The organism is Streptomyces sp. 6N223 (genome assembly GCF_052246635.1).
Classification (GTDB): Bacteria; Actinomycetota; Actinomycetes; order Streptomycetales; family Streptomycetaceae; genus Streptomyces.
In genome coordinates this window covers 1-22,871 of the sequence record NZ_JBQQCA010000006.1, presented here as the reverse complement: position 1 = coordinate 22,871, position 22,871 = coordinate 1, and the positions used below count along the sequence as shown (strand labels likewise).

Genomic DNA, 22,871 nt, shown 5'->3' with positions numbered 1-22,871 from the left:
CCGCGCGGGAGGGAATGCCTGGCTCACAGCTGGCTCGCCGTCCGCTCCGGCAGGCCGTACTCCTGCGCGATGGGGTTCCACAGATCGGCCGCGCGCTCCTTGGCCTGGGTGGCGGTGCCGCTGGCCTGGTCGCCGTCGGTGGCGCTGTCGGTGTGCCGGGCCTGGCCCTGCCTGCACACCTCGCCCCTGCTTTCGCGGGCGTCGTCGGCCCAGTCGGCGTAGTGGTCGTCGGCCTCGGCGGACGCCTCCCACGCCTCGGTGAGTGCCTCGGCCAGCGCGTCGCCGTCGGGGAGCCCGCCGAGGTCGAGCTCCTCCAGGCGGTCGACCAGGCCCTCGCGCTGGTCGGCGGCGGAGCGCAGGTCGCGGGCGGCCTTGGCCAGCTGGCGGCAGGACCTGATGTCCTCCACGGCGCTGATCACGGCGTCGCGGCTGTTGTTGCTGTCCTCCAGCAACGCCGACAGGTCCCCGGCCTGCCGGCGCGCGGCCTCGTCGTTCTCCTCTTTCTTTTCCTCGTCGACGGGTCCGGCGCCCGCGGAGTCGCCCTCGCCGGCGCCGCCCGCGGCGTCACCGCCGCCGGAGTCGTCCTGCTCGGCGGTGCCGGAGTCGTCCGACGCGCCGCCGCTGTTGAGCACGGCGCCCGCGATGAGGCCGACGAGCGCGCTGGTGAGGACCACGGCGAGCACCATGGCGACGGGGAAACGCCGGCGGGCAGGGCCGTCGGCGCGGCGGGAGCCGCGGCCGCGTGGCGGGGGCGGCGGGTCGTCCTGCGGCGTGTGGTGGGCGGCGGAGCGGAAGAGGCTGTCGAAGTCGCCCGCGCCGCCCGAGGCGTTGACGCCGGGCATGGCCTGGGTGGACTCGACGCCGGTCTCGGGGCGTACGCGGTGGCGGGGGCCCCCGGGGCCTGGGGGACGGCCGGGGCGTACCGCGCGGATCCTGGTCGTCGTCTCCGGGTCGGCGGGCGGGCCGCCGGGCCGCACGGCCGGGGTGGGCTGGGTCGCGGTGGCGTCGGGGGAGGCGTCGGTGACCGGGGGCAGGAGCTGCGTGGCGCCCTCGGGGTCCACGGGCGGCTGCGCGGGCTGGGCCGGTGGGACGGGCGTGTCGTGGTGGGGCACGGCGCGGATCTGGGTCGTCGACTCCAGGTCCGACGGCGGGGGCGCCGACTGCGCCTGCGGGGCGGGCGGTGCGGCCTGGGCCGGCGGGGCGGGCGGGGCCGGCGGGGCCTGGCTCGGCATCGGCGGCGTCGGCTGCTGCGGCAGCTCGGCAGACCGGTGGGGGGAGGAGAGCGCGTGCTGGTCGGGCGCCGCCGGGGCCTGCGTCGCCGGAGGCTGCGGGGCGGGGGCGGGTGGCGACGCCGGGGCCGCGGGGGTCGCGGGGGCCGACGGCTGGGAGGACACCTGCGCGGCCGGGGGCGCGTCCGGCGCCGGCGGCGAGGCGGGAAGCTGCTCGGGCCCCCAGGGCTGTCCCCACGGCTGGCCCGTGGAGGGGGTGCCCAGGGCCGGCTCCGTCGTGGAGGACTGCGCGCGCGGGTCCCACGGCTCGCCGTTCGCGGGCAGCACTATGCCCTCGCGCGGCTCGTCGTCCCGTCCACTGGTGCTCGTCACCCGGCTCACGTTAGCGGCTCCCCTCAGGGCCGTCGAACAGCTCAGCGTGCGCCGGGGTTCCCCCTGTTCACCCCGGCGCCCGCCGCGACACCCCCCGCGACGCCCGCCGCGACGCCCGCCGCACCGTCGCCCAGATGCGGCTGCCAGCGGGCCGAGAAGTCGCGGACGACCGGCTCGCCGGCGTGCGGATGGAGGCGGGAGGCGAAGTCCGTGAAGTAGTCCCCGCCCCGCCCGCTGCGCAGCGAGGCGAGCAGGGTGCCCGCCTCGTCGGCGGTGTGGCAGGCGTGTTCGAGATCACCCTCCTGCAACTGCCCGGTGGCCAGCACCAGCAGCCCGATGGCGCGGCGCCGGGCGCGGCCGGCCGGGTGCCCGGCCAGCGCCTCGGCGGCCCGCTGCTGGGCGGCCTGGCCCTGGCCCAGGTCGCGGTGGCAGTGGGCGAGTTCGTCGGCCAGGTACGCGGCGTCGAAGTGGCCGATCCACGCCGGGTCGTCGCCGGTGCCGTCGGCGGCGCGGTCCATCGCGGCCAGCGCCTGGGAGGCGGTGCGGCGGCAGGTCTCCTTGTCCCCGAGCTGGGCGTGGCCGCGCGCCTCGGCGGCGAGGAACAACGCCTCGGCGCGCGGCGTCACGCGGCCCCGGGCGCCCTCCTGCGCCGCCCGCGCGAGCTGGATCACCTCGCGGGGGTTGCCCAGTTCGGCGGCGAGGTGGCTCATCCCGGCGGCCAGCACGTACCCGCCGAAGCCGCGGTCGCCCGCCGCCTGGGCCAGCCGCAGCGCCTGGATGTAGTACCGCTGCGCGAGGCCCGGCAGTCCGCTGTCCACGGCCATGTATCCGGACAGCTCGGTGAGGCGGGCGGCGGCGTTGAACAGCTCGCGGCCCACGGTCTCGCGGTAGGTGCCCGCGAGCAGCCCGGCGACCACGCTGTTGAGGTAGTGCACCACCACCGGGCGCACGTGCCCCGATCCCCAGCGGCGGTCGAGGCCGATCAGCGCGGCCGTCGTCGCCAGCACCGCCTCGACGTCCGAACTGCCCACGCGGGGCCCGGAGGCGCGGGCCACCTCGGCGTCGGCCGGGGTGATCAGCCAGTCGCGGCTGGGCTCCACCAGCGCCGAGGGCGCCACGTGCGCGGCGGAGCCGTACGCGCTGCCGAACCCGATGGCGCCGAGGCCCCGGGCGAGGACGGCGCCGCCGTCGTTCTCCCGGCGCGCCACGTCCGAACGCCACAGCTCGGTCGCCTGCTCCACGCACTCGGTCAGGCCCTGGGCGTAGTGCAGCCCCACCGAGGAGCCGAGCTGCCGCGAGCTGCCCATGCCGATCTCGTCCACCGTGACCGGGCGGCCGAGCTTGCGGCCCAGCGCGTCGGCGATGATGTCCGGGGCCCGGCCGCGCGGCTGCTGGCCGCGGATCCACCGGGCGACGGAGGTCTTGTCGTACCGGTAGTCGAGCCCGCGTTCGGCGGCGCACATGTTGACGCGGCGGGCCAGTCCGGCGTTGGAGCAGCCCGCCTCCCGGATCAGGGACAGCAGGCGCTCGTTCGGCTGCCGGGCGATCAGTGGTCTGGCGGTCATCAGCGGCTCCCCAACCGTCACGTTCTCCTCAAGCTCCTCAAGCCGTGCGCTGGTCCCGTCCGCGGCCCGCTCTGCACTCCGCGCTCCGCGCTCACCGCGCTCATGACTGCCCGTCGGTTTCCGGGTCCATCCCATACGCCCCCGTTGATGCACCGATGCGCCCCGAATGCAGGACGGGGAGCACAACAACGACACGCACGGAGCCGTAACCCATCTGGACGATCAGAGTTGTGTTCGATGTGGAAGAGACCATCGGAGCCATCCCCGTCCCCTCGATCGCCTCGCGCCCGGGCATCGCGCCCCAGCCGCGGGCCGTCCCGCCCGTGCCGCCGGTCCCTCCGGCGGCGCCGCCCCCGGCCTCCAGGCCCGCGGCGACCTGGGCGCCGACCCAGCCCCGGCAGGTCAGCGCGGTCGCCGCGCCCGCGCCCCGGCCGGCCGCCGCGTCGCGGGTCACCATCAGCGCTCCCCCGGAGCCGCTGCTCGAACACGCCGTCCGGTACGTCAAGGAGAGGCACTGGGAGGTGCTGCCCGGGACGTGGCTGGAGTTCACGGGGGGCGTGCCGCGATGTTCGTGCGGCGCGAACGATTGCGACGCGCCCGGCGCACACCCCGCACGCTCCGATTGGACGCCGCTGGCTACCGGGAGCACGAGCACGGTCCGGCGGCTGTGGACGGCCGAGCCGCGTGCCGCGATCCTGCTGCCGGCCGGGCGCACGTTCGACATCCTGGAGGTGCCGGAGACGGCGGGCTGCCTGGCGCTGGCGCGGATGGAGCGGATGGGCACCACGCTCGGCCCGGTCAGCGGCACGCCGACGGGCCGGATGATGTTCTTCGTGCTGGCGGGCGGTGCGGCCAAGACGCCCGCGCTCCTGCGGCAGCTCGGCTGGTCGCCGGCGAGCATGGACCTGGCGGCGCGCGGCGAGGGCGCGTACGTGGCGGCGCCGCCGACGCGCATCGGGCCGCGCGGCTCGGCACAGTGGGTGCGCGAGCCCACCACCGTCAACCGCTGGCTGCCCGACGCCGAGGAGCTGATGCCGATCCTCGCCTACGCCTGCGCCCAGGACCGGCGCGAGCGCGGCTGAGCCCCTTCGGAGCCCCGGTCCCGGCGTCTATGGTGAGGGCCATGACGGTTCACGGGGAGAGCACCATCGCAGCGCCAGACGTATCAGACATATCACCACCCGCGGTGCGGGTGCGAGGGCTGTGGAAGCGGTTCGGGGAGCAGCTCGCCGTCGCCGGGATCGACCTGGACCTGCCCGCCGGGCGGTTCATCGGCCTGGTCGGCCCGAACGGCGCGGGCAAGACGACCACCCTGTCCATGGTCACCGGGCTGCTGCGGCCGGACTCCGGCGAGGTCGAGGTCGCAGGGCGCGACGTGTGGCGGGACCCGGTCGACGTCAAGTCCCGGATCGGCGTGCTCCCCGAGGGCCTGCGGCTGTTCGAACGCCTCTCCGGCCGCGAGCTGCTCACCTACCTCGGGCAGCTGCGCGGGCTGCCCGACGAGGAGGTCGAGCGGCGCGCCGACCAGCTCCTCGACGTGCTCGACCTCTCCGCCGCCCAGCACAAGCTGGTGATCGACTACTCCACCGGCATGCGGAAGAAGATCGGCCTGGCGGCGGCGCTGCTGCACAACCCCGAGGTTCTCTTCCTCGACGAGCCCTTCGAGGGCGTCGACCCCGTCTCCGCGCAGACGATCCGCGGCGTGCTGGAGCGCTACACCGCCTCCGGCGCCACCGTCGTCTTCTCCAGCCACGTGATGGAGCTGGTGGAGTCGCTGTGCGACTGGGTGGCGGTGATCGCCGCCGGGCGGATCAGGGCGCACGGCACGCTGGCCGAGGTCCGCGGCGAGGCGGAGTCGCTGCAGAGCGCCTTCCTCGAACTGGTGGGGGCTCAGGGCAACCCGGAGGGTCAGAGCCTGGACTGGCTGGGCGGCGGCGCCCGGTGAGCGCCACCGCGGTCTCCCCTGCGAACGCCTCCTCCACCGGGTCGGTCACCCGCACCTTCGTCCGCCTGAAGCTGGCGCTGCTGCGCAACGGCGCGCGCCGTACCACCGGCCGCTCGGCGGCGTTCCTCGGCACCGTCGCCCTCACGGTCGTCTTCGGCGGGCTCGGCCTGCTGACCTTCCTGTCGCTGCGCGGCCACGAGCACGTGGCGGACGGCGCCATCGCGGTCGTCGCGGTGATCGCCCTGGCGTGGGCGTTCATGCCCTTCTTCGTCAGCGGCATCGACGAGACGCTCGACCCCGGCAGGCTGGCGATGCTGCCGCTGCGGCCCCGCCCGCTGATCGTGGCATTGCTGGTGGCCTCGGTCGTCGGCGTCGGCCCGCTCTTCACGCTGCTGCTGGTGCTCGGCGCGGCCCTGGCCATCGCGAGCGGCGCGGCGGGCTGGGCGGCGGCGGCCGTGGCGGTGCCGCTGACGCTGCTGGTGTGCACGACGCTCGCCCGCGCGCTGGCCACCGCCAACGCCCGGCTGCTGAGCAGCCGCAGGGGCCGCGACCTCGCCATCCTCAGCGGCGTCGTCATCGCCCTCGGCATCCAGGCCGTCAACATAGCGATCTCCCGGCTCTCCGGCGAGGGCGGCATCGGCCCGATCGAGGCTATGGCGGACGTGGCGCGCTGGCTGCCGCCCGCCTCCGCCATCGACGCGATGCGGGCGGCGAGCGAGGAGTCCTACGGCGTCGCCGCGCTCGGCCTCGGCGGCACGGCGGCGGCGCTCGCACTGCTGCTGTGGTGGTGGGCGCACACCCTGACCCGGCTGATGACCTCCCCGGACTCCTCCACCCTCCAGCCCGACTCCGCCACCGGCGCCGCGTCCCGCACCCGCCCGGCGCGCTCGCGGGCCGGCGCCTGGCTGCCGGAGGGCCGCACCGGCACGGTGATGCTGCGCACCCTGCGCTACGCCTGGCGCGACCCGAAGACCAAGATGGGCTGGGTCATGGCACTGTCCATGGGCCTGGTGATGCCGGTGGTCTTCGCGGTGCAGGGCAGCGCCAGCGTCTACCACGCCTGCTGGGCGGCGGCGCTGCTCGGGCTGATGATGTACAACCAGTTCGGCCAGGACTACAGCGCCTTCTGGCTGGTCGCCCAGACGATCTCCGGCCCCCGCGACGCCTTCGTGGAGCTGCGTGCCCGGGCGTACGCCGTCGCGCTGATCGCCGTGCCCTACACCGTGCTGGTGGTGGTGATCTCGGCCGCCGTCATCGGCTCCTGGGGCGCGCTGCCGGACGCCACGGGCATCGCGCTCGCGGTGCTGGGCGCCCTCTTCGGGGCGGGCGCGATCTCCTCGGCCCGCTTCCCGTACTCCATCCCGCAGGACAACCCGATGCAGAACGTGGCCTCCGGGCAGGGCGCGGTCGCGTACTTCAGCATCTTCGGCGGGGCGGCCGTCGGCGGGGCGCTGTGCGCGCCCGTCATCGGCCTGGCGGTCTGGCTGCGGGCGGCGGACAGCGCCCTGGTGTGGACCGTGCTGCCGGTGGGCGTCGGCTACGGCGTGCTGCTGGCGTACGCCGGGCTGCGCGCCGCCGCCGGACCGGCCCACGCCCGCATCCCCGAGATCCTCCAGGCGGTCAGCCGGGCGTGACGCCGCCGGTGGCGCGGGCCAGGAAGGGGCCGACCAGCTCGCGCCACTCGGCGGGCCGCTCCAGGTGGGCGAGGTGGCCGGCGTCGGGGATGTCGGCGTACTCCCCGCGCGGCAGCACCCGCACCATCTCGTGCGCCTCGGCGCGGCCCAGCTCGCCGTCGATGCCCCGCACCACCAGCGCGGGGCACCGCACCTGGGACAGTTCCTCCCAGTGCGCGTCGTGCACCCAGCCCTCGCGGGCGGCGAGCATCTGACCCCGGTCGAACGCCGGGACCCAGCCGTCCTCGCCCTCGGCCATGACCTCGGTGAAGAAGTCCCCCCTGGCCGGGCGCGGCCGGTCCAGCGTCGGGTCCTCCTCGCCGAACCAGCGCCGGACGTCGCCGAGCGTGGCGAACGGCAGCGGCCAGGAGTGGAACCACTCCTCCCACTCCCGCTGCGTGTCCGCGCCCAGGGCGGAGGCGCGCATGTCGCAGATGACCACGGCGCTGACCAGGTCGGGGCGCCGCGCGGCGAGCTGCCAGGCGGTGAGCGCGCCCATGGCGTGGCCAATCAGCACCACCGGCGCCAGGCCGAGCCGCTCCACGGCCGCCTCGGCGTCGGCGACGAACGCGTCCCGGTCGAACGGTCCGGACGGCGGCTTGTCGCTGCGGCCGTGCCCGCGCTGGTCGAGGCTGACCGCCCGGAACCGCCCGGCCAGCCACCGGGCGGTGTCGGCCCAGTGCGCCGCCCGGCCCATCAGCCCGTGGAGCAGCAGCACGCCCGGCCGCCCCTCGCCGTCGGCCTCCTCGGAGGCGTCGGCCCCCTTCGGCGGCTCGCCGAACTCCCACGCGGCCAGCCCCACGCCACCGCGCCCGGTGATCCCGGTCCGTCGCACCATCGGCGCCCTACCCCCTTCCGCCTGCGGTTCCGCTTCCCCCAGAATATCGAACTAGCATTCGAACGCGTGGCGAACGACAGCGTTTCCCCTCGTTCGAGTGACACGGCGCATGAGTCGCCGGCCCCGCGGCCGGGGAGAGTGCAACCGGGAGGGACGCCGACCCTCAGAGCTCGGGGCTAGAGGGTCGCGCGAATGGGGAGAGGGTGAGAGGTGGGCCGGCCGCGGCGACGCCAGGGCCCGGTCGGCCCACCACCACCCGGCTACGGCCCCCACCGCTCTCAGCCTTTGGCGACGAACACATGCATGGCGACCCCCGGCTCCAGCTCCGCGGCCTCGCCACCGCTGCCGACCTGCACGCCGCCGCCGGCCCCGGGCGTCACGCTCACCGACGCCCCAGGCTGCACGCCGGCCCGCCGCAGCGTCTGCATCACCTGCGGGTCGGTCTGGATCGGCTCCCCGATCCGCCGGACGATGACCGTCCTGCCCTCCCCGGACGCCAGGTCGGACAGCGCCACCATCCCCTCCTCCAGGAAGGGATCGGGCTCGCCCTTCTCCCCCAGCTCGGCCAGGGCGGGGATGGGGTTGCCGTACGGCGACTCGGTGGGGTGGTCCAGGATCTCCAGCACGCGGCGTTCGACCGCGTCGCTCATCACGTGCTCCCAGCGGCACGCCTCGGCGTGCACCTGCTCCCACTCGAGGCCGATCACGTCGACCAGCAGGCACTCGGCCAGCCGGTGCTTGCGCATCACACGCTCCGCCAGCCGCCGCCCCTGATCGGTGAGCTCCAGGTGGCGGTCCCCCGCCACCTTCACCAGGCCGTCGCGCTCCATGCGCGCCACCGTCTGGCTGACGGTGGGCCCGCTCTGCTCAAGACGCTCGGCAATACGGGCCCGCATCGGGACGACCCCCTCCTCCTCCAGCTCCAGGATGGTGCGGAGGTACATCTCGGTGGTGTCGATGAGTCCGGACATGAAAGCCCCTAGATTCTCGTGCGGTGGCCCTTCTCCAATTCTGACGTATGCCAGTGACAACCGTTCCCGTTCGGCAGAGATGACCGAGACCGTTCACCGACCGATCGACAGGAGCCGCACATGAGCCAGCTCGCCGGCCAGTACCTGGATGCCGCGATGGCGCTGCTGAGGCGGGTGAGGGAGGAGGAGACGGCGGCGCTCGCGGCGGCCGCGCGGCTGGTCGCGGACACCGTCGCCGAGGGCGGCAAGCTCTTCGCCTGCGGCGCGGGCCACTCCGCGCTGCCCGCCCAGGACCTCGTCTACCGGGCCGGCGGCCTCGCCCTGGTCAACCTGCTCGCCGTGCCGGGCGCCACCGGCATCGACGCCACCCACGCCACGCTCGGCAGCGCGCTGGAGCGGGTCGGCGGCCTCGCCCGGGCCACGCTCGACGCCGGCCCGGCCGGCGCGGGCGACCTGCTGATCCTCATATCGCTCTCCGGCCGCAACCCGCTGCCCGTCGAGCTGGCCTCGCACGCCCGCACCCGCGGCCTCGGCGTGATCGGCGTCACATCCCTGGCGTACGCCGACGACCCGAGCCCGGCCACGGCGTCCCGCCACGCCTCCGGCACGTACCTGAGGGACCACTGCGACGTGGTGCTCGACACCGGCATCGCGATCGGCGACGCCGAGCTCACGCACGAACGCATCGCCGCGCCCTTCGCACCCGCCTCCACGGTGGTGGCCGCCGCCACGCTCCAGGCGGTCATGGCCCAGGCCGCGGGCGACCTCGCGGAACGCGGCGTCGACCCGCCGCTGCTGCGCTCGGCGAACGTCGAGGGCGGCGGGGAGTGGAACGAGCGCGTCTACGCGGCCCACGCCGACCGCATCTTATGGCGCTAGCCCGGCCCTCACCCGCGGGTGGGGTGCCGGGGTGTGGGCGGCAACGGGGGCCGGGGGCGGAGCCCTCCGGCGGGGGCCGGGGCGGAGCCCCGAGGGGCGGGTGGGCGGGAAAAAAACTCCTTGTGTCCCCCGACGGGAAGCGCCTAGCGTATGGGGCACACGAGAAGGGAGGTGGTTCGGCAGATGATTGACAACCGGACGCGTGAGGTGGCTGCGGCCTAGCGGTCGTCGCCCCACTGCACGTGGTGCCGGCACCGCCGGCCAATCCCATGCAGTCACCCGATCCGCGGGCCGCCGGTAACGTCCGGCCGGCTCCCCGGGGCGCCACGGCGCCCGGGGGACCAGGTCCGCGGGTCGTTTTCTTTTTCCCTCCCCCACCGCCCCTAGGGACAGAGCCGCTCGATGGCCCAGCCCGCGCCCTCGCGCACGTACCGCAGGCGGTCGTGCAGCCGGTTCTCCCTCCCCTGCCAGAACTCCACCGTCTCCGGCACCACCCGGTACCCGCCCCACTGCGGCGGCGCCGGCACGTCCTCTTCCTCCGGATAGCGCTCGGCCAGGTCCGCGTAGAGCCGGTCCAGCTCCGCCCGGGAGGCCACCTTCGAGGACTGCTCGCTCGCCCACGCGCCGAGCTGGGAGCCGTGCGGCCGCGTCCGGAAGTACGCCACCGTCTCGTCCCGGCCGGTGCGCGAGGCCGTGCCGGAGATGATCACCTGCCGGGCGACGCCGTGCCACGGGAAGAGCAGCGACACGTGCGGGTTGGCCTCGATCTCGCGGCCCTTGCGGGAGCCGTAGTTGGTGAAGAAGACGAAGCCCCGCTCGTCGTACTGCTTCAGCAGGACCGTGCGGGAGCTGGGCCGCCCCTGGGGATCGGCGGTGGACAGCACCATGGCGTTGGGCTCGTGCAGTCCGCTCCCCGCGGCCTGCGTGAACCACTCATCGAACTGGACGAACGGGTCGGCTGCGAGATCCTTCTCCTCCAGTCCGGCCTCGCGGTATCGCGCGCGCATCGCGGACGGGTCGAGCTGGCTGGCGTGGTCGTTGCGAGTGGGGATCCATGAGGTGCTGCGGCTGTCGGCGTGGGACACGGGCCATATCTTGCAACAAACGACTGACACTGGTGGCCGGAGCCAGGCTTTTGTCCCATGCTCTGTGCCTTGTGGGCGCCTCTTGGGTACCTCATGGACACCCCCGGTTAAGGTGGCGCCATGGCACCACCCACCCCCGACTCCCCCCGCTTCGTTCCAGGCCTCGAAGGGGTCGTCGCCTTCGAGACCGAGATCGCCGAGCCCGACCGGGAGGGCGGCGCGCTGCGCTACCGGGGCGTGGACATCGAGGAGTTGGTGGGCCGGATCTCCTTCGGCCAGGTGTGGGGGCTGCTGGTGGACGGTGCGTTCGAGCCGGGGCTGCCGCCCGCCGAACCGTTTCCGCTGCCGATCCGCTCCGGCGACGTCCGGGTCGACGTGCAGGCCGCCCTCGCCCTGCTCGCGCCGGCCTGGGGCCTGCGCCCGCTGCTCGACATCGACGCCGCCCAGGCCCGCGACGACCTCGCCCGCGCCGCCGTGATGGCGCTCAGCTACGTGGCCCAGTCGGCGCGCGGCCCGGAGCTGCCGAGGGTGCCGCAGCGGGAGATCGACAAGGCCGGCACCGTGGTCGAGCGCTTCATGCGGCGCTGGCGCGGCGAGCCCGACCCCCGGCACGTCGCGGCGGTGGACGCCTACTGGATCACCGCCGCCGAGCACGGCATGAACTCCTCCACCTTCGCCGCCCGCGTCATCGCCTCGACCGGCGCCGACGTCGCCGCCGCCCTGTCCGGCGCGGTCGGCGCCATGTCAGGGCCGCTGCACGGCGGCGCGCCCGCCCGCGTGCTGGGCATGGTCGAGGAGGTGGAACGCAGCGGCGACGCCGAGGCGTACGTGCGGCGCGCGCTCGACGCGGGGCAGCGGCTGATGGGCTTCGGCCACCGTGTCTACCGCGCCGAGGACCCGCGGGCGCGGGTGCTGCGGCGCACGGCGAGGGAGCTGGGCGCGCCGCGCTACGAGGTGGCCGCCGCGCTGGAGCGGGCCGCCCTGGCCGAGCTGCACGCCCGGCGTCCGGACAGGGTGCTGGCCACCAACGTGGAGTTCTGGGCCGCGGTGGTGCTGGACTTCGCCGGGGTCCCGGCGGAGATGTTCACGGCGATGTTCACCTGCGCCCGCACGGCGGGCTGGTCGGCGCACGTTCTGGAGCAGAAGCGCACCGGCCGCCTGATCCGCCCCAGCGCCCGGTACGTGGGCCCGCCGGCCCGGTCGTTCGCGGACGTGGCTGACGTACGCTGACTGACTGTGGACTACACCTTCTTCCTCGCCGACGTCTTCACCCAGCGGCGCTTCGGCGGCAACCAGCTCGCCGTCTTCCCTGACGCCCGCGGCCTGTCCGCCGACGACATGCAGGCGCTGGCCCGGGAGTTCAACTTCTCCGAGACCACCTTCGTGCTGCCGCCCGAGGACCCGGCGCATGACCCGGGCACCACGCGCCGCCTGCGCATCTTCACGCCTCAGGTCGAGCTGCCGTTCGCCGGCCACCCCACCGTCGGCACCGCCGCCGTGCTGGCCGCGGCCGACGAGGCGCTGAGTGCCGGGAAGATCGTGCTGGAGGAGGGCGTCGGCCCGGTGGAGGTGGAGGTCACCGGCGGCCCCACCGGCGCCTACAGCCGCTTCACGGTCAACGCCCCGTTCGACTCGCCTGGTCACACCCCGCCCGTGGACGCCGTCGCCGCCGCGCTCTCCCTCCCCCCTGAGGCGATCCGCGAGACCTGGTACGGCGGCGTGGGCGTGCGCTTCTGCTACGCCCGCCTCGTCGACGCCGCGACGGTCGACCGCGCGGTGCTGGACCACGCCGCCTGGTCCGGCGGCGTGGCGGGCGGCTGGTCCCCGAACATCTACCTCTTCGCGGGCGACTTCCGCGACGGCGGCCACCTCCATGCCCGGTCCTTCGTGCCGGAGATGGGCATTCCCGAGGACCCGGCCACCGGCGCCGCCTGTGCCGGGCTCATCGCCGGCCTCGCCGTCCGCGGGGGCGAGGCGTCCCCGAGCCTGAGCATCGACCAGGGTGTGGCGATGGGCCGCCCCAGCCAGATCGAGGCCAGCGCGCGGACGGACGCGGACGGCGGGCTCGCCGGCGTATCGATCGGCGGCCACACCGTCATCGTCGGCAGCGGCACCATCACCCTCTGACCCAGCTGATGCAGCTGATCCGGCTGACCCAGCGCCCGGACTCCGCGTCGTAATTCCTCGTCCTGATTCCGCGTTCTCCTGATGGGCAGTCAGCCCGGGGCCTAGGATGGCAGCCGGTAATCGGGGGTTGACGCAACAGGAAGCGGAGGATGAGCGGTGACTCGTCCGGTGCTGCGGCGGCTCGACCCGGCGATCGTCGGCGTACAGGCCTGTCCGAGCTGCCGCATCCGCTCGGTGAAGCTGCCCGGGCTCATCCACCCTCTGTGCCTGCACTGCTTCGCGGCCGAGCGCCTGCCGTACGAACGCCAGGCCGGCGGCTCCGCGCGCTACCTGACCGCGTGCGTCGCCGGCCCGGAGTGCCCCGCCTGCGGCAGCACGCGCGTGGACGCCGACGGCGCGACGTGGTGGTGCGAGGCCTGCGGCATGCGCACGCGCGTGGCGCAGTAGCGATGCCGGCTGGTCAGCCGCGCACGCGGCGCCACTTCCGCAGGCTGACCATCTCGCGCGGCGGGTCCAGCGTGCTCCCGACCTCGACGTACGACACCTCGGCGGCGTACACGCTGCCCTCGGAGTCCACGGCCACGCTGTGCAGCCAGTTGAACTGGTCGGGCCCCTCCCCCGGCAGCGCGGCGCCGAAGCGCGTGATCCGGCGTCCCTCCAGGTCGTAGATCCCGATCCGGTGGCCGAGGCCCGGCACGCCGCGCTGCACGGGCGGCGGCCCCTGCTCGGCGACGTACACGGTGGTGTCCTCGCCCCGGCCCGCGCAGACGGCGGCCGCCTTGTGGACGTGCCAGGTGGTCAGGACCTCGCCCTCCAGGGAGAAGACCTGCACGCGGTGGTTCTCGCGGTCGCAGACGATCAGCGCCTCGTCGCCGAACATGGCGACGCCGTGCGGCAGGCTGAACTGCCCCGGGTCGGTGCCGGGTTCGCCCCACGAGGTGATGTGCGTGCCCTCCGCGTCGTACCGGTGGATCCGCGAGTTCCCGTACCCGTCGGACACGAACACATCCCCCGTCTTCGGCGAGATCGCCACGTCGGTCGGCCGGTTGAACGGCACGCCGCTCTGGAAGCCGCTCGGCCGGCCCGTCCCCAGGGTGTGGAGGGTGTTCCCCTCCCGGTCGGTCGCGGTGATCCGGTTCCCCACGTCGTCCACCAGCCACAGGCGGTCCTCGTGGTCGACGGTGACGGCATGCGGGCGCGTGAAGCGGCACCCCTTCCAGCGCGGCGTCATGGTGCCGTACGGGTCCTCGAACAGCTCGGTCCCGGCGAACGGGGTGTCGTTCCCCCACATGTCGATGAGGTTCCCATCCCGGTCGAAGACCAGGACCGGCATGTTGCCCCGGTTGAAGACGTAGACCCGGTCCTCGGAGTCGACGGCGACCGAGGTGGCCTCCTTCAGCCAAATGCCGTGCGGGATCTTCGCCCAGTACGGCACGGGCTCGTACACCGTCTCGCTGGTCGCCGGTCCGACACTCATCGACGCCTCGCCTTCCTCCCTGGCCCAGGCTCAGGTTTCTACCCGGGAATCGCGCGCGTGAGCCCCGCGAGGTGGGACGGGGTGGCGGCTGAGGATCGAGACGCGGTTGAAGGCGTTGATGGCGATGGCCGCCCAGATCAGGAGCGACAGCTGGTCGTCGGTGAGGCTCTGGCGGAGGCGGTCGTAGTCGGCGTCGGGGAGGTGCCGTCCGGGACCGGCGACGAGGGTGACGGCCTCGGCTATCTCCAGGGCGGCGCGCTCGACGTCGGTGAACAGCTCCGTCTCGCGCCACGCGGGCAGCACGGCCAGGCGCTGCGGCGTCTCGCCGGCGGCGAGGGCGCGGCGGGAGTGCAGGTCCAGGCAGTAGGCGCAGGCGTTGATCTGCGAGACCCGGACGTTGACCAGCTCCAGCGTGACGCGGGACAGCCCGGCGTCGTCGGCACGGGCGCGTATCTCGGCGGCGGTGGCCGACATGGCCGCGAAGACGGAGGGGGACTGCTTGTCGAGGTAGACGCGCTTCGTCACGCCCGCCCGCCCCCGGCTGCCAAGGCCTCCCGAACCGCAGGGGTGACCGGGTCCAGGGCGTCGTCCACCTCGTGGTGGATGCTGACGTACTTCGCGACGAACGGACAGACCGGGACGATACGCCTGCCCGCGTCGCGCGTGTCGACGAGCGCCTCCTCCACGAGGGCGCCGCCCAGGCCGCGTCCCTGGAAACGCTCGTCGATCTCGGTGTGGTAGAAGATCCGCTGCCCGGCGTTCTCCACGTACGCCGTGAATCCGGCGCGCTCGCCGTCGGCGGTGATCTCGTACCGCTGCCGCTCGGGCACGTGGGCGACGGCCGGGTCGTGCTTGTCGTGCTTGTCGTGCTTGTTGTCCTGGTCCATGGGTCCACTATGTCTCCGCCTCTCCGCCACGGGCGCCTCGCCCCCCGCCGTGTCGGTCGCCGCGGTCGCCACCGCGGCCGAACGCCAGCCGTCAACATAAGTTGACCGCTCGGGTATGGGTCAAATAGGGTTGACCGATGCCCATGGATGTGAACGAGATGACCGAGCTCGTGGCTTCGACGGCCGACAAGGACCCGCTGGTGGGGCTGGGCGCCGTGGCGCGGCTCCACGCCGAGCTGGAACGCGTCGAGGCCGTGCTGGTGCGGCGCGCACGCAACAACGGCGCGACCTGGCCGCAGATCGCCGCCGTCATGGGCGTCTCGAAGCAGGCCGTCCACAAGAAGCACGCGGGCCGGGGCCTGTTCGGCGGCCGGCCGTGACCGCCGCGGTCCATGGCGACGACCGGCTCGCCGCCAGGCTCGGGAAGCAGCTCGGTCGACGCAACCAGGTCGCCGCCGCGGCCGTCGTCTCGCCTCGGGACACGGGCACGACAGTCGCCAGCCGCGGGGCCGCCTTGGACGCCGACTTCGAGATCGGCTCCCTCGCCAAGTGCGTCACCGGACTGCTGTACGCCGACGCCCTCGCACGCGGCGAGATCGGCCCCGACACGACCCTCGGCGAGCTGCTGCCCCTGGGCGACGTCCCCGCCGCGCGGGCAACGCTGCACTCGCTGAGCACGCATCGCTCGGGCCTGCCCGCGCTGCCCAAGTCCGCCCGGCCCCTGCGCACCACCATCGCCCTGTGGCGGCACGGCACCAACCCCTACGGCGAGAACCTCGAACAGCTCCTCGACCAGGCCCGAGGCGTCTCGCTGGGCAAGCCCCGGCCCCACTACTCCAACTTCGGGTTCGAGCTCCTCGGCCACGCCCTCGCCCGCGCCGCCGGCACGACGTACGCCGAGCTCTTCCACCGGCGGCTCGCGGCCCCGCTCGATCTCGACCGCTTCTACGCCCCGGCGACCGCCGACGAGCTGCGGCTCGGCGCGCTCACCGGCACCGGCCGCCGAGGACGCCCGCGTCCCCCCTGGACGGGCGAGGCACTCGCACCGGCGGGCGGCATACGGGCCTCCATCACCAGCATGGCCCGCCTCACGGCAGCGCTGCTCGACGGCACCGCCCCGGGCCTCGCCGCGCTCGACCCCGTCGCCCGCTTGGGCCCGAACGGCGTCCGCATCGGCGCCGCGTGGATCACGATCGAGGTGAAGGGCCGCTCGATCACCTGGCACAACGGCGGCACCGGCGGCTTCCGGTCCTGGCTCGGCCTGGACCGCGACGCCGGGACCGGCGTCGTCATCCTCTCGGCCAGCAGCGCCCCCGTGGACCGCCACGGGTTCGCGCTCCTGGCGGAGTTCAGCGAACGGGGTCACCCGCGCGGTGACGGTGACGGTGACGGTGACGTTGGAGCGTGACCGACCGGCCCTCAGCAGTTGCCCTGGCTCGCCGACGCGGACAGCTCAACGCGGCTGCGCAGCCGCTCCGGTATCGGAAGGCGCGGCGTCTGGGGAGGCAGGTTCTCGCAGAGCTCCGCCTCGCTCATCGGGGCCGCGGCGCGCTCATCGATCCGCAGGCACACCGGGTGGTCGCCCTCGGCGTTGGTGATGACGAACCCCGCACCTATCGTCGGACGGCCTGAGCGCCCTGGCAGCCGCCTCGGGAGGCGAACGCCAGGTCGGATTCCCACCAGCTTCCCTGCGCTTGGCCCGCGCGAGTGCGACGCAACGGTTCGTTTGGCGGCGATCTCGGTGCCGTTCGTCGCAGTCGACGGCCGGACCGGGCGTATGTCACCGGTGTTGGGTCCAGGTCGGCAGGGCCGGTGCAACCTCCGGCGACCTGGCGACGTCACCATCCCCGAAGTGATCCGGCCTTTACCACGGGGGGTGGCATGGTGGTCCGCTGGGCCCTGACCGTCAAACAGAACACGGGTGACGCGAACTACCAGTTCTGGGAGACCACGGTGATCGGCGAGGTCACCGGGACGCGCGAGCAGGCGCTCGCCGCCCTATGGCATCACGCGGTCAACTTCCAGCCCAGGCATCCGCGGGCAGGGGCGAAACGGCGATGGGTGCTCCGGGACGGCGACGGATTCCTCCTCGCCAGCGACGGCGTCACACGCGACTCCCTGTGCGAGTTCCGCGCGTACGAGATCCTGTGGGACTCCGCGTTTCATGGGCAGCCGTCGCCTACTTAGGCGCGGCCGCCAGCCGCACCGCCAGCCCGGCGAAGACCGTGCCGCTGAAGATGCTGAGCGCCCGCGCCACCCGGCGGCTGCCGCGCAGACCATGGGGCCCATGCTGCGTGTGAGCGGGGAGGGCGGCGAGTGATTTTCGGGGAGTGAGACGGGTCAGCGGGCGACGGCGTAGCTCAGGTCCTGGGCCTTCAGCGACGCGGGGGCCAGCCGCAGCCACACCGTGCCGCGCTCGGCCGGGTCGTCGTGCAGGTAGTCCACGAAACGCCGGTCCCAACGGGTCTCGTCCTCGCCCAGGTAGCGGACGAGCTTGCGGCGGCCCCGTGGCACGTCGAAGGGCACCAGCTCGGCGCGGCCCCGGGCGATCACCTGGCGGACGAGCCCCGTGCCGGTGTCGCACACGTCGACGACGAGGGCGACGCGCGGGTCGGCGCCGACGCGGTGGAACAGCTTCGTCCACGGGCCGGTCAGGATCCAGAAGGCCCCGTCCTCCCAGAGGAACCACACCGGGCGCACGGTCGGCCCGTCGGTGGCGACGCGGGCCGTCAGCGGCTGGGCGAGGAACGCGTCGATGTCAAAAGGGGACGGCATGTCAATCGCTGACGATCGCCAGCGCCTCGACCTCCAGCAGGAGTTCGGGCCGGACCAGGGCCGCCACCTGGACCGCCGTGCTGGCGGGCGGGCGTTCGGTGTTGACGAAGGCGTCGCGCACGCGGCGCACGGCGGGCAGGTGGGCGACGTCCGTGACGAAGAAGGTGAACTTGACGATGTCCTCGAAGGTGGCCCCCGCGGCGGCCAGGCAGCGGCGGAGGTTTTCGAAGACCTGCCGGGCCTGGGCCTCCGCATCGCCCTCGCCGACGACGACGCCGGACTCGTCGAACGCCACCTGGCCCGAGATCGCGACCAGGCGGCCGTGGCCGGTGACGACGTGCGTGAAGCCGGGGATGGGGAAGACGCCTTCGGGCTCGGGGATGTGCGTGAGGTGGGTCTGGGTCATGTCAGCGACCGTACAAGGGCCCCAGGGAGTCTCCGGGAGGGAGTTGAACCCAACGGGCCCCCGCTCCGTATGGAAGGGCGGAGGCACACCGCGTGCCTCCACGGCTCAGTGGCAGCGTCCAGTCGCCTTGGCGGCCCCTGAGCTGTCCGCGATCACCCCGCCTGTTCCTGCGCGGGGAGCCCGAGGCGGGGTGGTCGCTCACCCTCCAGCCAGCGCCGCAGCCCGTCGGGCAGGCGGCGTACGGCCCGGTCGTACAGCTCCAGGTCGTCATCCGTGACCACCCCCCGCCACTGCCCGCTGGTGCCCCGGTGGAAGAACCACGGCCCGCCCTCGGTGGCGGCGCCGAGCGCGGGCAGGACGCGGGCGGCTTCGGCGCGCATCGCGTCGAAGCGGCAGGCCTCTACCAGCTCGTGCCAGTCCTCGGCCGGCACCGACACGCCCAGGTGGGCCGCCACACGCCGCATCTGTCCCTCCAGGTCGTCGGTCAGGTCCTGGTAGTGGACGAGCAGCACGCGCGGCTCGTGCCGCAGCCGCCACCAGGACGTCAGGTGCCCGGTGAACCGCTCCAGGGTGATGCCGCCGCCGCGCCCCATCGGCTCGCCGGAGAAGAACGCCCGCCAGAACGCGCGCGGGTCGTGCGGCAGCGCGCCGTGCACCCCCGTCCTGGCCATGTGGTGGTGGAAGGAGAGGGCGACGTCCCGCAGGTCCCGGACGACCACCAGGTACGACACGGTGGGCGGCAGCGGCGGCAGCCCGTCGGCCGGGAGGTGCGTCTTGAGGAAGCGGCGGTGCTCCTGGGCCTCCAGCCGGGCCAGCATGGCGTCCAGGTCCAGGTCGTCGTGCAGGAACTCCAGCCAGGGCGACACCTCCCGCAGCGGTCCGGGCAGCCCGGTACCGCCGAAGACGAGGCAGGCGGTGATGCGTTGCATCCATGTCGTGCCGCTCTTGGGCGGGGTGGCGATGATGATGTCGTCCGGCCGCGGCCGGAGCCGGAACCAGCGGGTGCTGTCGTAGATCGGCGTGCGGTATGTGCGATAGGTGCCCATACCTCCGTATGCCACCCGCGCCGGGCGGCGTATGGGCGCGGACGGGCGGCGCGTGGTTACGCCGCAGGGCTCGCGCGGGGTGGGAATGCGGTGGCGCGAGTGATCGTTTCCCCGGCATGAGCGCAAACGCAAACGCAGACGCAGACGCAGACACGAACAGAGACGAGGTCGTCTTCGACGAGGCGACGCGCGCGCTGCTGGACGGGAAGAACTTCGCGACAGTGGCAACCCTGCTGCCCGGCGGCGCGCCGCAGACCTCCGTGGTGTGGATCGGACGCGAGGGCGACACGGTCGTGTTCTCCACGCGGGCGGACCGGCAGAAGGCGCGGAACCTCAGGCGGGACCCGCGGGTGAGCGTGTCCGTCTTCGACTCCGAGAACCCCTACCGCTCGATCGAGATCCGCGGCACGGCGGAGCTGGAGGAGGACCCGGAGAAGGAGTTCGGGCGGCGGCTGAGCCATAAGTATCTGGGCCAGGATCCGCCGCCCGAGCCGGAGGAGGTGCTGCGGCTGGTGGTGCGCGTCCGGCCGCGGCGGGTCGTCTCCTTCGCGGTTTGATTTGATCAGTCTGATCAGTCCGAGGTGACCGGTGCGGGCTCGGCCGCCGCCTTCGCGCGCTGTTCCGAGGGGGTCGGGTCGGTGGTGAGGGAGTCGATGAGCGCGTCGCGTCCGGCGTTGCCCTCGGGACGTATCAGGCCGACGACGACGTAGAGGATGAGCGAGGTCAGCAGCGGATAGCTGACGATCTGCGTCTGCGAGGCGTCCTCCACGATGTAGCGGATGGTGTACCACACCGCCATCCCCGCCGCCCACGAGGTGATCGCGGCGGTGGGCCCGCTGCGCCGGAACCAGGGCAGCAGGCCCAGCATCAGCGGGATGGAGATCGGCCCCATGGTCGCCGCGACCAGCTCCACCACCGTGTCGAGCACGAAGCCCTCGCCGCCCGTCGAGATCGCGATGAGCATGCTCACCGACACGAACGACACGGTCGTCACCCGCGCGAACATCAGCTGCGCGGCCTCGCTCATCCGGCGTACGCGCGGCGCCAGCACGGGCGCGATGTCGCGGGTGATGACGGCGGTGACCACGTTGGAGTCGGAGGCGACCATCGCCATGGTGTGGGAGAAGAACCCCGCCAGCATCAGCCCGATGAGCCCTGCGGGCAGCAGCTCCTCGGCCATCGCGATGTAGGACTCCTCGCCGTTGTCCAGGCCCGGCACGATCAGCGGGGCGGCGAACATCGGCAGGAAGAGGACGAACGGCCACAGCAGCCACAGCGCGCTGGAGAGCAGGGCCGAGCGGCGGGCCTCGGAGCCGGAGGGGGAGGCCATGTAGCGCTGGGCCAGGTTCCACATGCCGCCGTTGTACTCGAAGGTCTTCACCAGCAGGAACGCCAGCACCAGCGTGGTGGTGACGGTGTCGTTGATGGGGTCGTTGTGGTCGGACGGCAGGTCGCTCCACATCGCCCAGGGGAAGTCGGCGCCCAGCTCCGCCATGACGGCGATCAGCATGGCGACGCCGGCGACGCCCTGGATGACGAACTGCCCCATGTCGGTGAGGACATCGGCCCACAGGCCGCCGACCGTCATGTACAGCATGGTGGCGATGCCGGTGATGATGATGCCCCACTCCATGGGGATGTCGGCGAAGCCTTCCAGCAGCACGGCGACCGCGACCCACTTGGCGGCGATGTCGACGAACTTCAGGCCGGCGCCGCTGTAGGCGAGCATCTGCTGGGTGGGGAGGTTGTAGCGGCGGGCGAGGTATTCCAGGGGGGACTTGACGTCGTGTTTCGCGCGCAGCCGGTTCCAGCGGGGGGCGAAGAGGAAGGCGCCGACGCCGACGCCGAGGCCGATGGTCAGCGCCCACCAGACGTAGACCGTCAGGCCCGAGTCGTAGGCGACGGCGGCGAAGGCGACGAACATGACGGCGCTGTAGCCGGACATGTGGTGGGAGATGCCCGACAGCCACCAGGGAATCTGGCCGCGGGCGGTGAAGAAGTCGGCAACGGTGTGAACGCGGTTCCTGGCCCACCAGCCGATGGCGACGACGACGAGGAAGTAGAGGGCGACAACGATCCAGTCCAGAGCTGACATCGCGGCTCCTTATGGGGGGATATGGGTACGTGGCGATGCGGAGGATGGAGCGGCGTTGCGGCGGTATGGGGGGATCACGGCGCTCAAGAGACCCGAGAGGCTCAAGGCGCTCACCAGTGGGCGAGCTTGGGCTCGAAGGCGGGGGCGAAACGCCGCATGTAGGAGGTGTCGTCGCGTCGCCGGATGCCGCAGCGCTCGTACTGCTCGTGCATGACCGCCAGGGCGTCGCGGTCGAGTTCGACGCCCAGCCCGGGGCCGTCCGGCAGCGGCACGGCGCCGCCCACGAACCGCAGCGCGCCGGGGGCGACGACGTCCTGGCCGTCCTGCCAGGGCGTGTGCGTGTCGCAGGCGTGGGTGAGGCCCGGCGTGGCGGCGGCCAGGTGCGTCATGGCGGCGAGGCTGATGCCGAGGTGGGTGTTGGAGTGCATGGACAGCGAGACGCCGAAGATGCCGCACAACGCCGCGATCTGGGTGGAGCGCAGCAGCCCGCCCCAGTAGTGGTGGTCGGTCAGCAGCACGCCGATGGCGCGGCGGTCGATGGCGGGCGGCAGGTGCTCGGGGGTGACCACGCACATGTTGGTGGCCAGCGGCATCGGCACCTCGCGGGCGACCTCGGCCATGCCGTCGATGGTGGGGGTGGGGTCCTCCAGGTATTCGAGAACGCCGTCCAGCGCCTTGCCGACGCGGATGGAGGTGGCGGCGTTCCAGGCGGCGTTGGGGTCGAGGCGGAGGGGGTGGGAGGGGAACGCCTCGCGCAGCGCCTGGATGGCCTCGATCTCCTGGTCGGGCGGGAGGACGCCGCCCTTGAGCTTGATGGAGCCGAAGCCGTACTCCTCGACGAACAGGCGGGCCTGGGCGACGACGCCCTCGGGGTCGAGCGCCGGGCCGAAGCGGTCCTCCGTGCCCGGTGTTTCGGGGTGGGCGGCCCACTTGTAGAAGACGTACGCGCTGTAGGGGACGGCGTCGCGGACCGGGCCGCCGAGGAGGTCGGCGACGCGCAGCCCGGCGGCGCGGGCGCGGATGTCGAGGCAGGCGGTCTCGAAGGGCGAGAAGACGGCGTCGACGGTCTTCTGGTTGCTGCCCGCGCCGGTGAGGCCGTGGGCGTCGGTGACGACGGCGGTGCCGACGCTGGCGGCGACGGCGGCGTAGAGGCGGTGGTGGGCGTGGACCTCGATGCGGGCTTCCGCGATGTCGCGGGCGGCGGCGTGGAGGCGTTCGAGGTGGGAGCTGTCGCCGTAGGTCTCGCCGAGGCCGGTGATGCCGTCGTCGCTGACCACCTCGACGATGGCGCGCAGCGCCCAGGGCTCGTGCACGCCGGTCGCGTTGAGGAGCGGGGGGTCGCGGAAGGCCACGGGCGTGATGCGGATGTCTCTTATGCGCACGGCTCGTGCCCTCCCGCCACTCGGGTGTTCATGTTCCTGAACACTGACCAGTGTCATGAACGCCCCCAAGGTAGAAGTACCCCAGAGACCCGTCAAGGGTGCCGGCTGCGGGGGATGGC

General features: G+C 73.5%; 23 protein-coding genes and 2 pseudogenes. 11 read left to right on the top strand and 14 right to left on the bottom strand.

Features of this window, described 5'->3' with window-relative positions:
• Positions 1–23: 23 nt before the first annotated feature.
• Positions 24–1,601, bottom strand: coding sequence for a hypothetical protein (locus ACTWQH_RS06355; RefSeq protein ID WP_443285350.1), 1,578 nt, complete (start codon positions 1,599–1,601; stop codon positions 24–26).
• 146 nt (positions 1,602–1,747) lie between these two features.
• Positions 1,748–3,166, bottom strand: a pseudogene (locus ACTWQH_RS06350) (hypothetical protein); the annotation flags it as partial.
• A gap of 455 nt (positions 3,167–3,621) precedes the next feature.
• Between ACTWQH_RS06350 and ACTWQH_RS06345 the strand changes: the two are divergent.
• Genes ACTWQH_RS06345 through ACTWQH_RS06335 form a run of 3 tightly spaced genes read left to right on the top strand, consistent with a single transcriptional unit; the run spans position 3,622 to position 6,745 of the window.
• Positions 3,622–4,248: a bifunctional DNA primase/polymerase gene (locus tag ACTWQH_RS06345; protein ID WP_443285466.1), complete on the top strand. Its 627-nt coding sequence runs from the start codon at positions 3,622–3,624 to the stop codon at positions 4,246–4,248.
• Positions 4,249–4,289: 41 nt separating this feature from the next.
• Positions 4,290–5,111: an ABC transporter ATP-binding protein gene (locus ACTWQH_RS06340; protein WP_443285349.1), complete on the top strand. Its 822-nt coding sequence runs from the start codon at positions 4,290–4,292 to the stop codon at positions 5,109–5,111.
• Positions 5,108–6,745: a transporter gene (locus tag ACTWQH_RS06335; protein ID WP_443285348.1), complete on the top strand. Its 1,638-nt coding sequence runs from the start codon at positions 5,108–5,110 to the stop codon at positions 6,743–6,745. The genes ACTWQH_RS06340 and ACTWQH_RS06335 overlap by 4 nt, the downstream gene beginning before the upstream one ends.
• Here the strand turns inward: ACTWQH_RS06335 and ACTWQH_RS06330 are convergent.
• Positions 6,732–7,622 (bottom strand): alpha/beta fold hydrolase, encoded by an 891-nt coding sequence (locus ACTWQH_RS06330; protein WP_443285347.1) that lies wholly within the window; start codon positions 7,620–7,622, stop codon positions 6,732–6,734. The genes ACTWQH_RS06335 and ACTWQH_RS06330 overlap by 14 nt on opposite strands.
• A 278-nt stretch (positions 7,623–7,900) precedes the next feature.
• A complete protein-coding gene (locus ACTWQH_RS06325; protein WP_443285346.1) occupies positions 7,901–8,593 on the bottom strand; it encodes a metal-dependent transcriptional regulator in 693 nt (230 codons plus the stop codon).
• 120 nt (positions 8,594–8,713) lie between these two features.
• Between ACTWQH_RS06325 and ACTWQH_RS06320 the strand changes: the two genes are divergently transcribed.
• Positions 8,714–9,472, top strand: coding sequence for an SIS domain-containing protein (locus ACTWQH_RS06320; protein WP_443285345.1), 759 nt, complete (start codon positions 8,714–8,716; stop codon positions 9,470–9,472).
• Positions 9,473–9,855: 383 nt separating this feature from the next.
• On the opposite strand, the gene pdxH is transcribed toward ACTWQH_RS06320, so the two are convergent.
• Positions 9,856–10,479, bottom strand: a complete 624-nt coding sequence (gene pdxH, locus ACTWQH_RS06315; RefSeq protein WP_443285465.1) for a pyridoxamine 5'-phosphate oxidase — start codon at positions 10,477–10,479, stop codon at positions 9,856–9,858.
• A 198-nt stretch (positions 10,480–10,677) separates the two neighbouring features.
• Here pdxH and ACTWQH_RS06310 point away from each other — a divergent pair, with 198 nt between their 5' ends.
• The 3 genes from ACTWQH_RS06310 (at position 10,678) to ACTWQH_RS06300 (ending at position 13,131) form a co-directional block, all read left to right on the top strand.
• Entirely contained in the window at positions 10,678–11,787 is a 1,110-nt protein-coding gene (locus ACTWQH_RS06310) for a citrate synthase 2 (protein WP_443285344.1), read from the top strand.
• 6 nt (positions 11,788–11,793) lie between these two features.
• The gene (locus tag ACTWQH_RS06305; protein WP_443285343.1) at positions 11,794–12,684 is read left to right on the top strand and encodes a PhzF family phenazine biosynthesis protein; all 891 of its coding nucleotides are present in this window, start codon (positions 11,794–11,796) and stop codon (positions 12,682–12,684) included.
• 156 nt (positions 12,685–12,840) lie between these two features.
• A complete protein-coding gene (locus ACTWQH_RS06300; RefSeq protein ID WP_443285342.1) occupies positions 12,841–13,131 on the top strand; it encodes a hypothetical protein in 291 nt (96 codons plus the stop codon).
• A gap of 13 nt (positions 13,132–13,144) precedes the next feature.
• On the opposite strand, the gene ACTWQH_RS06295 is transcribed toward ACTWQH_RS06300, so the two are convergent.
• The 3 genes from ACTWQH_RS06295 to ACTWQH_RS06285 are packed head-to-tail and all read right to left on the bottom strand — an operon-like array spanning position 13,145 to position 15,048.
• Positions 13,145–14,161, bottom strand: a complete 1,017-nt coding sequence (locus tag ACTWQH_RS06295; protein WP_443285341.1) for a peptidyl-alpha-hydroxyglycine alpha-amidating lyase family protein — start codon at positions 14,159–14,161, stop codon at positions 13,145–13,147.
• A gap of 30 nt (positions 14,162–14,191) precedes the next feature.
• A complete protein-coding gene (locus tag ACTWQH_RS06290; protein ID WP_443285340.1) occupies positions 14,192–14,686 on the bottom strand; it encodes a carboxymuconolactone decarboxylase family protein in 495 nt (164 codons plus the stop codon).
• Positions 14,683–15,048 (bottom strand): GNAT family N-acetyltransferase, encoded by a 366-nt coding sequence (locus ACTWQH_RS06285; protein ID WP_443285339.1) that lies wholly within the window; start codon positions 15,046–15,048, stop codon positions 14,683–14,685. Before ACTWQH_RS06285 ends, ACTWQH_RS06290 begins: the two co-directional genes overlap by 4 nt.
• Positions 15,049–15,191: 143 nt before the next feature.
• Between ACTWQH_RS06285 and ACTWQH_RS06280 the strand changes: the two genes are divergently transcribed.
• From ACTWQH_RS06280 to ACTWQH_RS06270, 3 genes are all read left to right on the top strand, one after another.
• A complete protein-coding gene (locus tag ACTWQH_RS06280; RefSeq protein ID WP_443285464.1) occupies positions 15,192–15,428 on the top strand; it encodes a hypothetical protein in 237 nt (78 codons plus the stop codon).
• Positions 15,425–16,456 carry a serine hydrolase domain-containing protein gene (locus ACTWQH_RS06275; protein ID WP_443285338.1) on the top strand — a complete coding sequence of 344 codons (1,032 nt, stop codon included), beginning with the start codon at positions 15,425–15,427 and terminating at the stop codon, positions 16,454–16,456. Before ACTWQH_RS06280 ends, ACTWQH_RS06275 begins: the two co-directional genes overlap by 4 nt.
• A gap of 473 nt (positions 16,457–16,929) precedes the next feature.
• On the top strand, positions 16,930–17,235 hold the full coding sequence (locus ACTWQH_RS06270) for a hypothetical protein (protein ID WP_443285337.1): 306 nt from the start codon (positions 16,930–16,932) through the stop codon (positions 17,233–17,235).
• On the opposite strand, the pseudogene ACTWQH_RS06265 reads toward ACTWQH_RS06270, so the two are convergent.
• The 4 genes and pseudogenes from ACTWQH_RS06265 to ACTWQH_RS06250 form a co-directional block, all read right to left on the bottom strand.
• Positions 17,228–17,323: pseudogene (locus ACTWQH_RS06265) on the bottom strand (LysE family translocator); the annotation flags it as partial. The gene ACTWQH_RS06270 and the pseudogene ACTWQH_RS06265 sit on opposite strands and share 8 nt — an antisense overlap.
• A 65-nt stretch (positions 17,324–17,388) precedes the next feature.
• The gene (locus ACTWQH_RS06260; RefSeq protein ID WP_443285336.1) at positions 17,389–17,823 is read right to left on the bottom strand and encodes a pyridoxamine 5'-phosphate oxidase family protein; all 435 of its coding nucleotides are present in this window, start codon (positions 17,821–17,823) and stop codon (positions 17,389–17,391) included.
• Position 17,824: 1 nt separating this feature from the next.
• Positions 17,825–18,229, bottom strand: coding sequence for a RidA family protein (locus ACTWQH_RS06255; protein WP_443285335.1), 405 nt, complete (start codon positions 18,227–18,229; stop codon positions 17,825–17,827).
• Between the two features lie 152 nt (positions 18,230–18,381).
• Positions 18,382–19,275 carry a sulfotransferase domain-containing protein gene (locus ACTWQH_RS06250; protein WP_443285334.1) on the bottom strand — a complete coding sequence of 298 codons (894 nt, stop codon included), beginning with the start codon at positions 19,273–19,275 and terminating at the stop codon, positions 18,382–18,384.
• Between the two features lie 116 nt (positions 19,276–19,391).
• On the opposite strand from ACTWQH_RS06250, the gene ACTWQH_RS06245 reads away from it, so the two are divergent.
• Positions 19,392–19,832 carry a PPOX class F420-dependent oxidoreductase gene (locus ACTWQH_RS06245; protein ID WP_443285333.1) on the top strand — a complete coding sequence of 147 codons (441 nt, stop codon included), beginning with the start codon at positions 19,392–19,394 and terminating at the stop codon, positions 19,830–19,832.
• A gap of 14 nt (positions 19,833–19,846) precedes the next feature.
• Here the strand turns inward: ACTWQH_RS06245 and ACTWQH_RS06240 are convergent, their stop codons facing one another.
• Together ACTWQH_RS06240 and ACTWQH_RS06235 are read right to left on the bottom strand one after the other, a co-directional pair.
• Positions 19,847–21,370, bottom strand: coding sequence for a sodium:solute symporter family protein (locus ACTWQH_RS06240; protein WP_443285332.1), 1,524 nt, complete (start codon positions 21,368–21,370; stop codon positions 19,847–19,849).
• Positions 21,371–21,480: 110 nt separating this feature from the next.
• Positions 21,481–22,752: an enolase C-terminal domain-like protein gene (locus ACTWQH_RS06235; RefSeq protein ID WP_443285331.1), complete on the bottom strand. Its 1,272-nt coding sequence runs from the start codon at positions 22,750–22,752 to the stop codon at positions 21,481–21,483.
• Positions 22,753–22,871 lie beyond the last annotated feature (119 nt).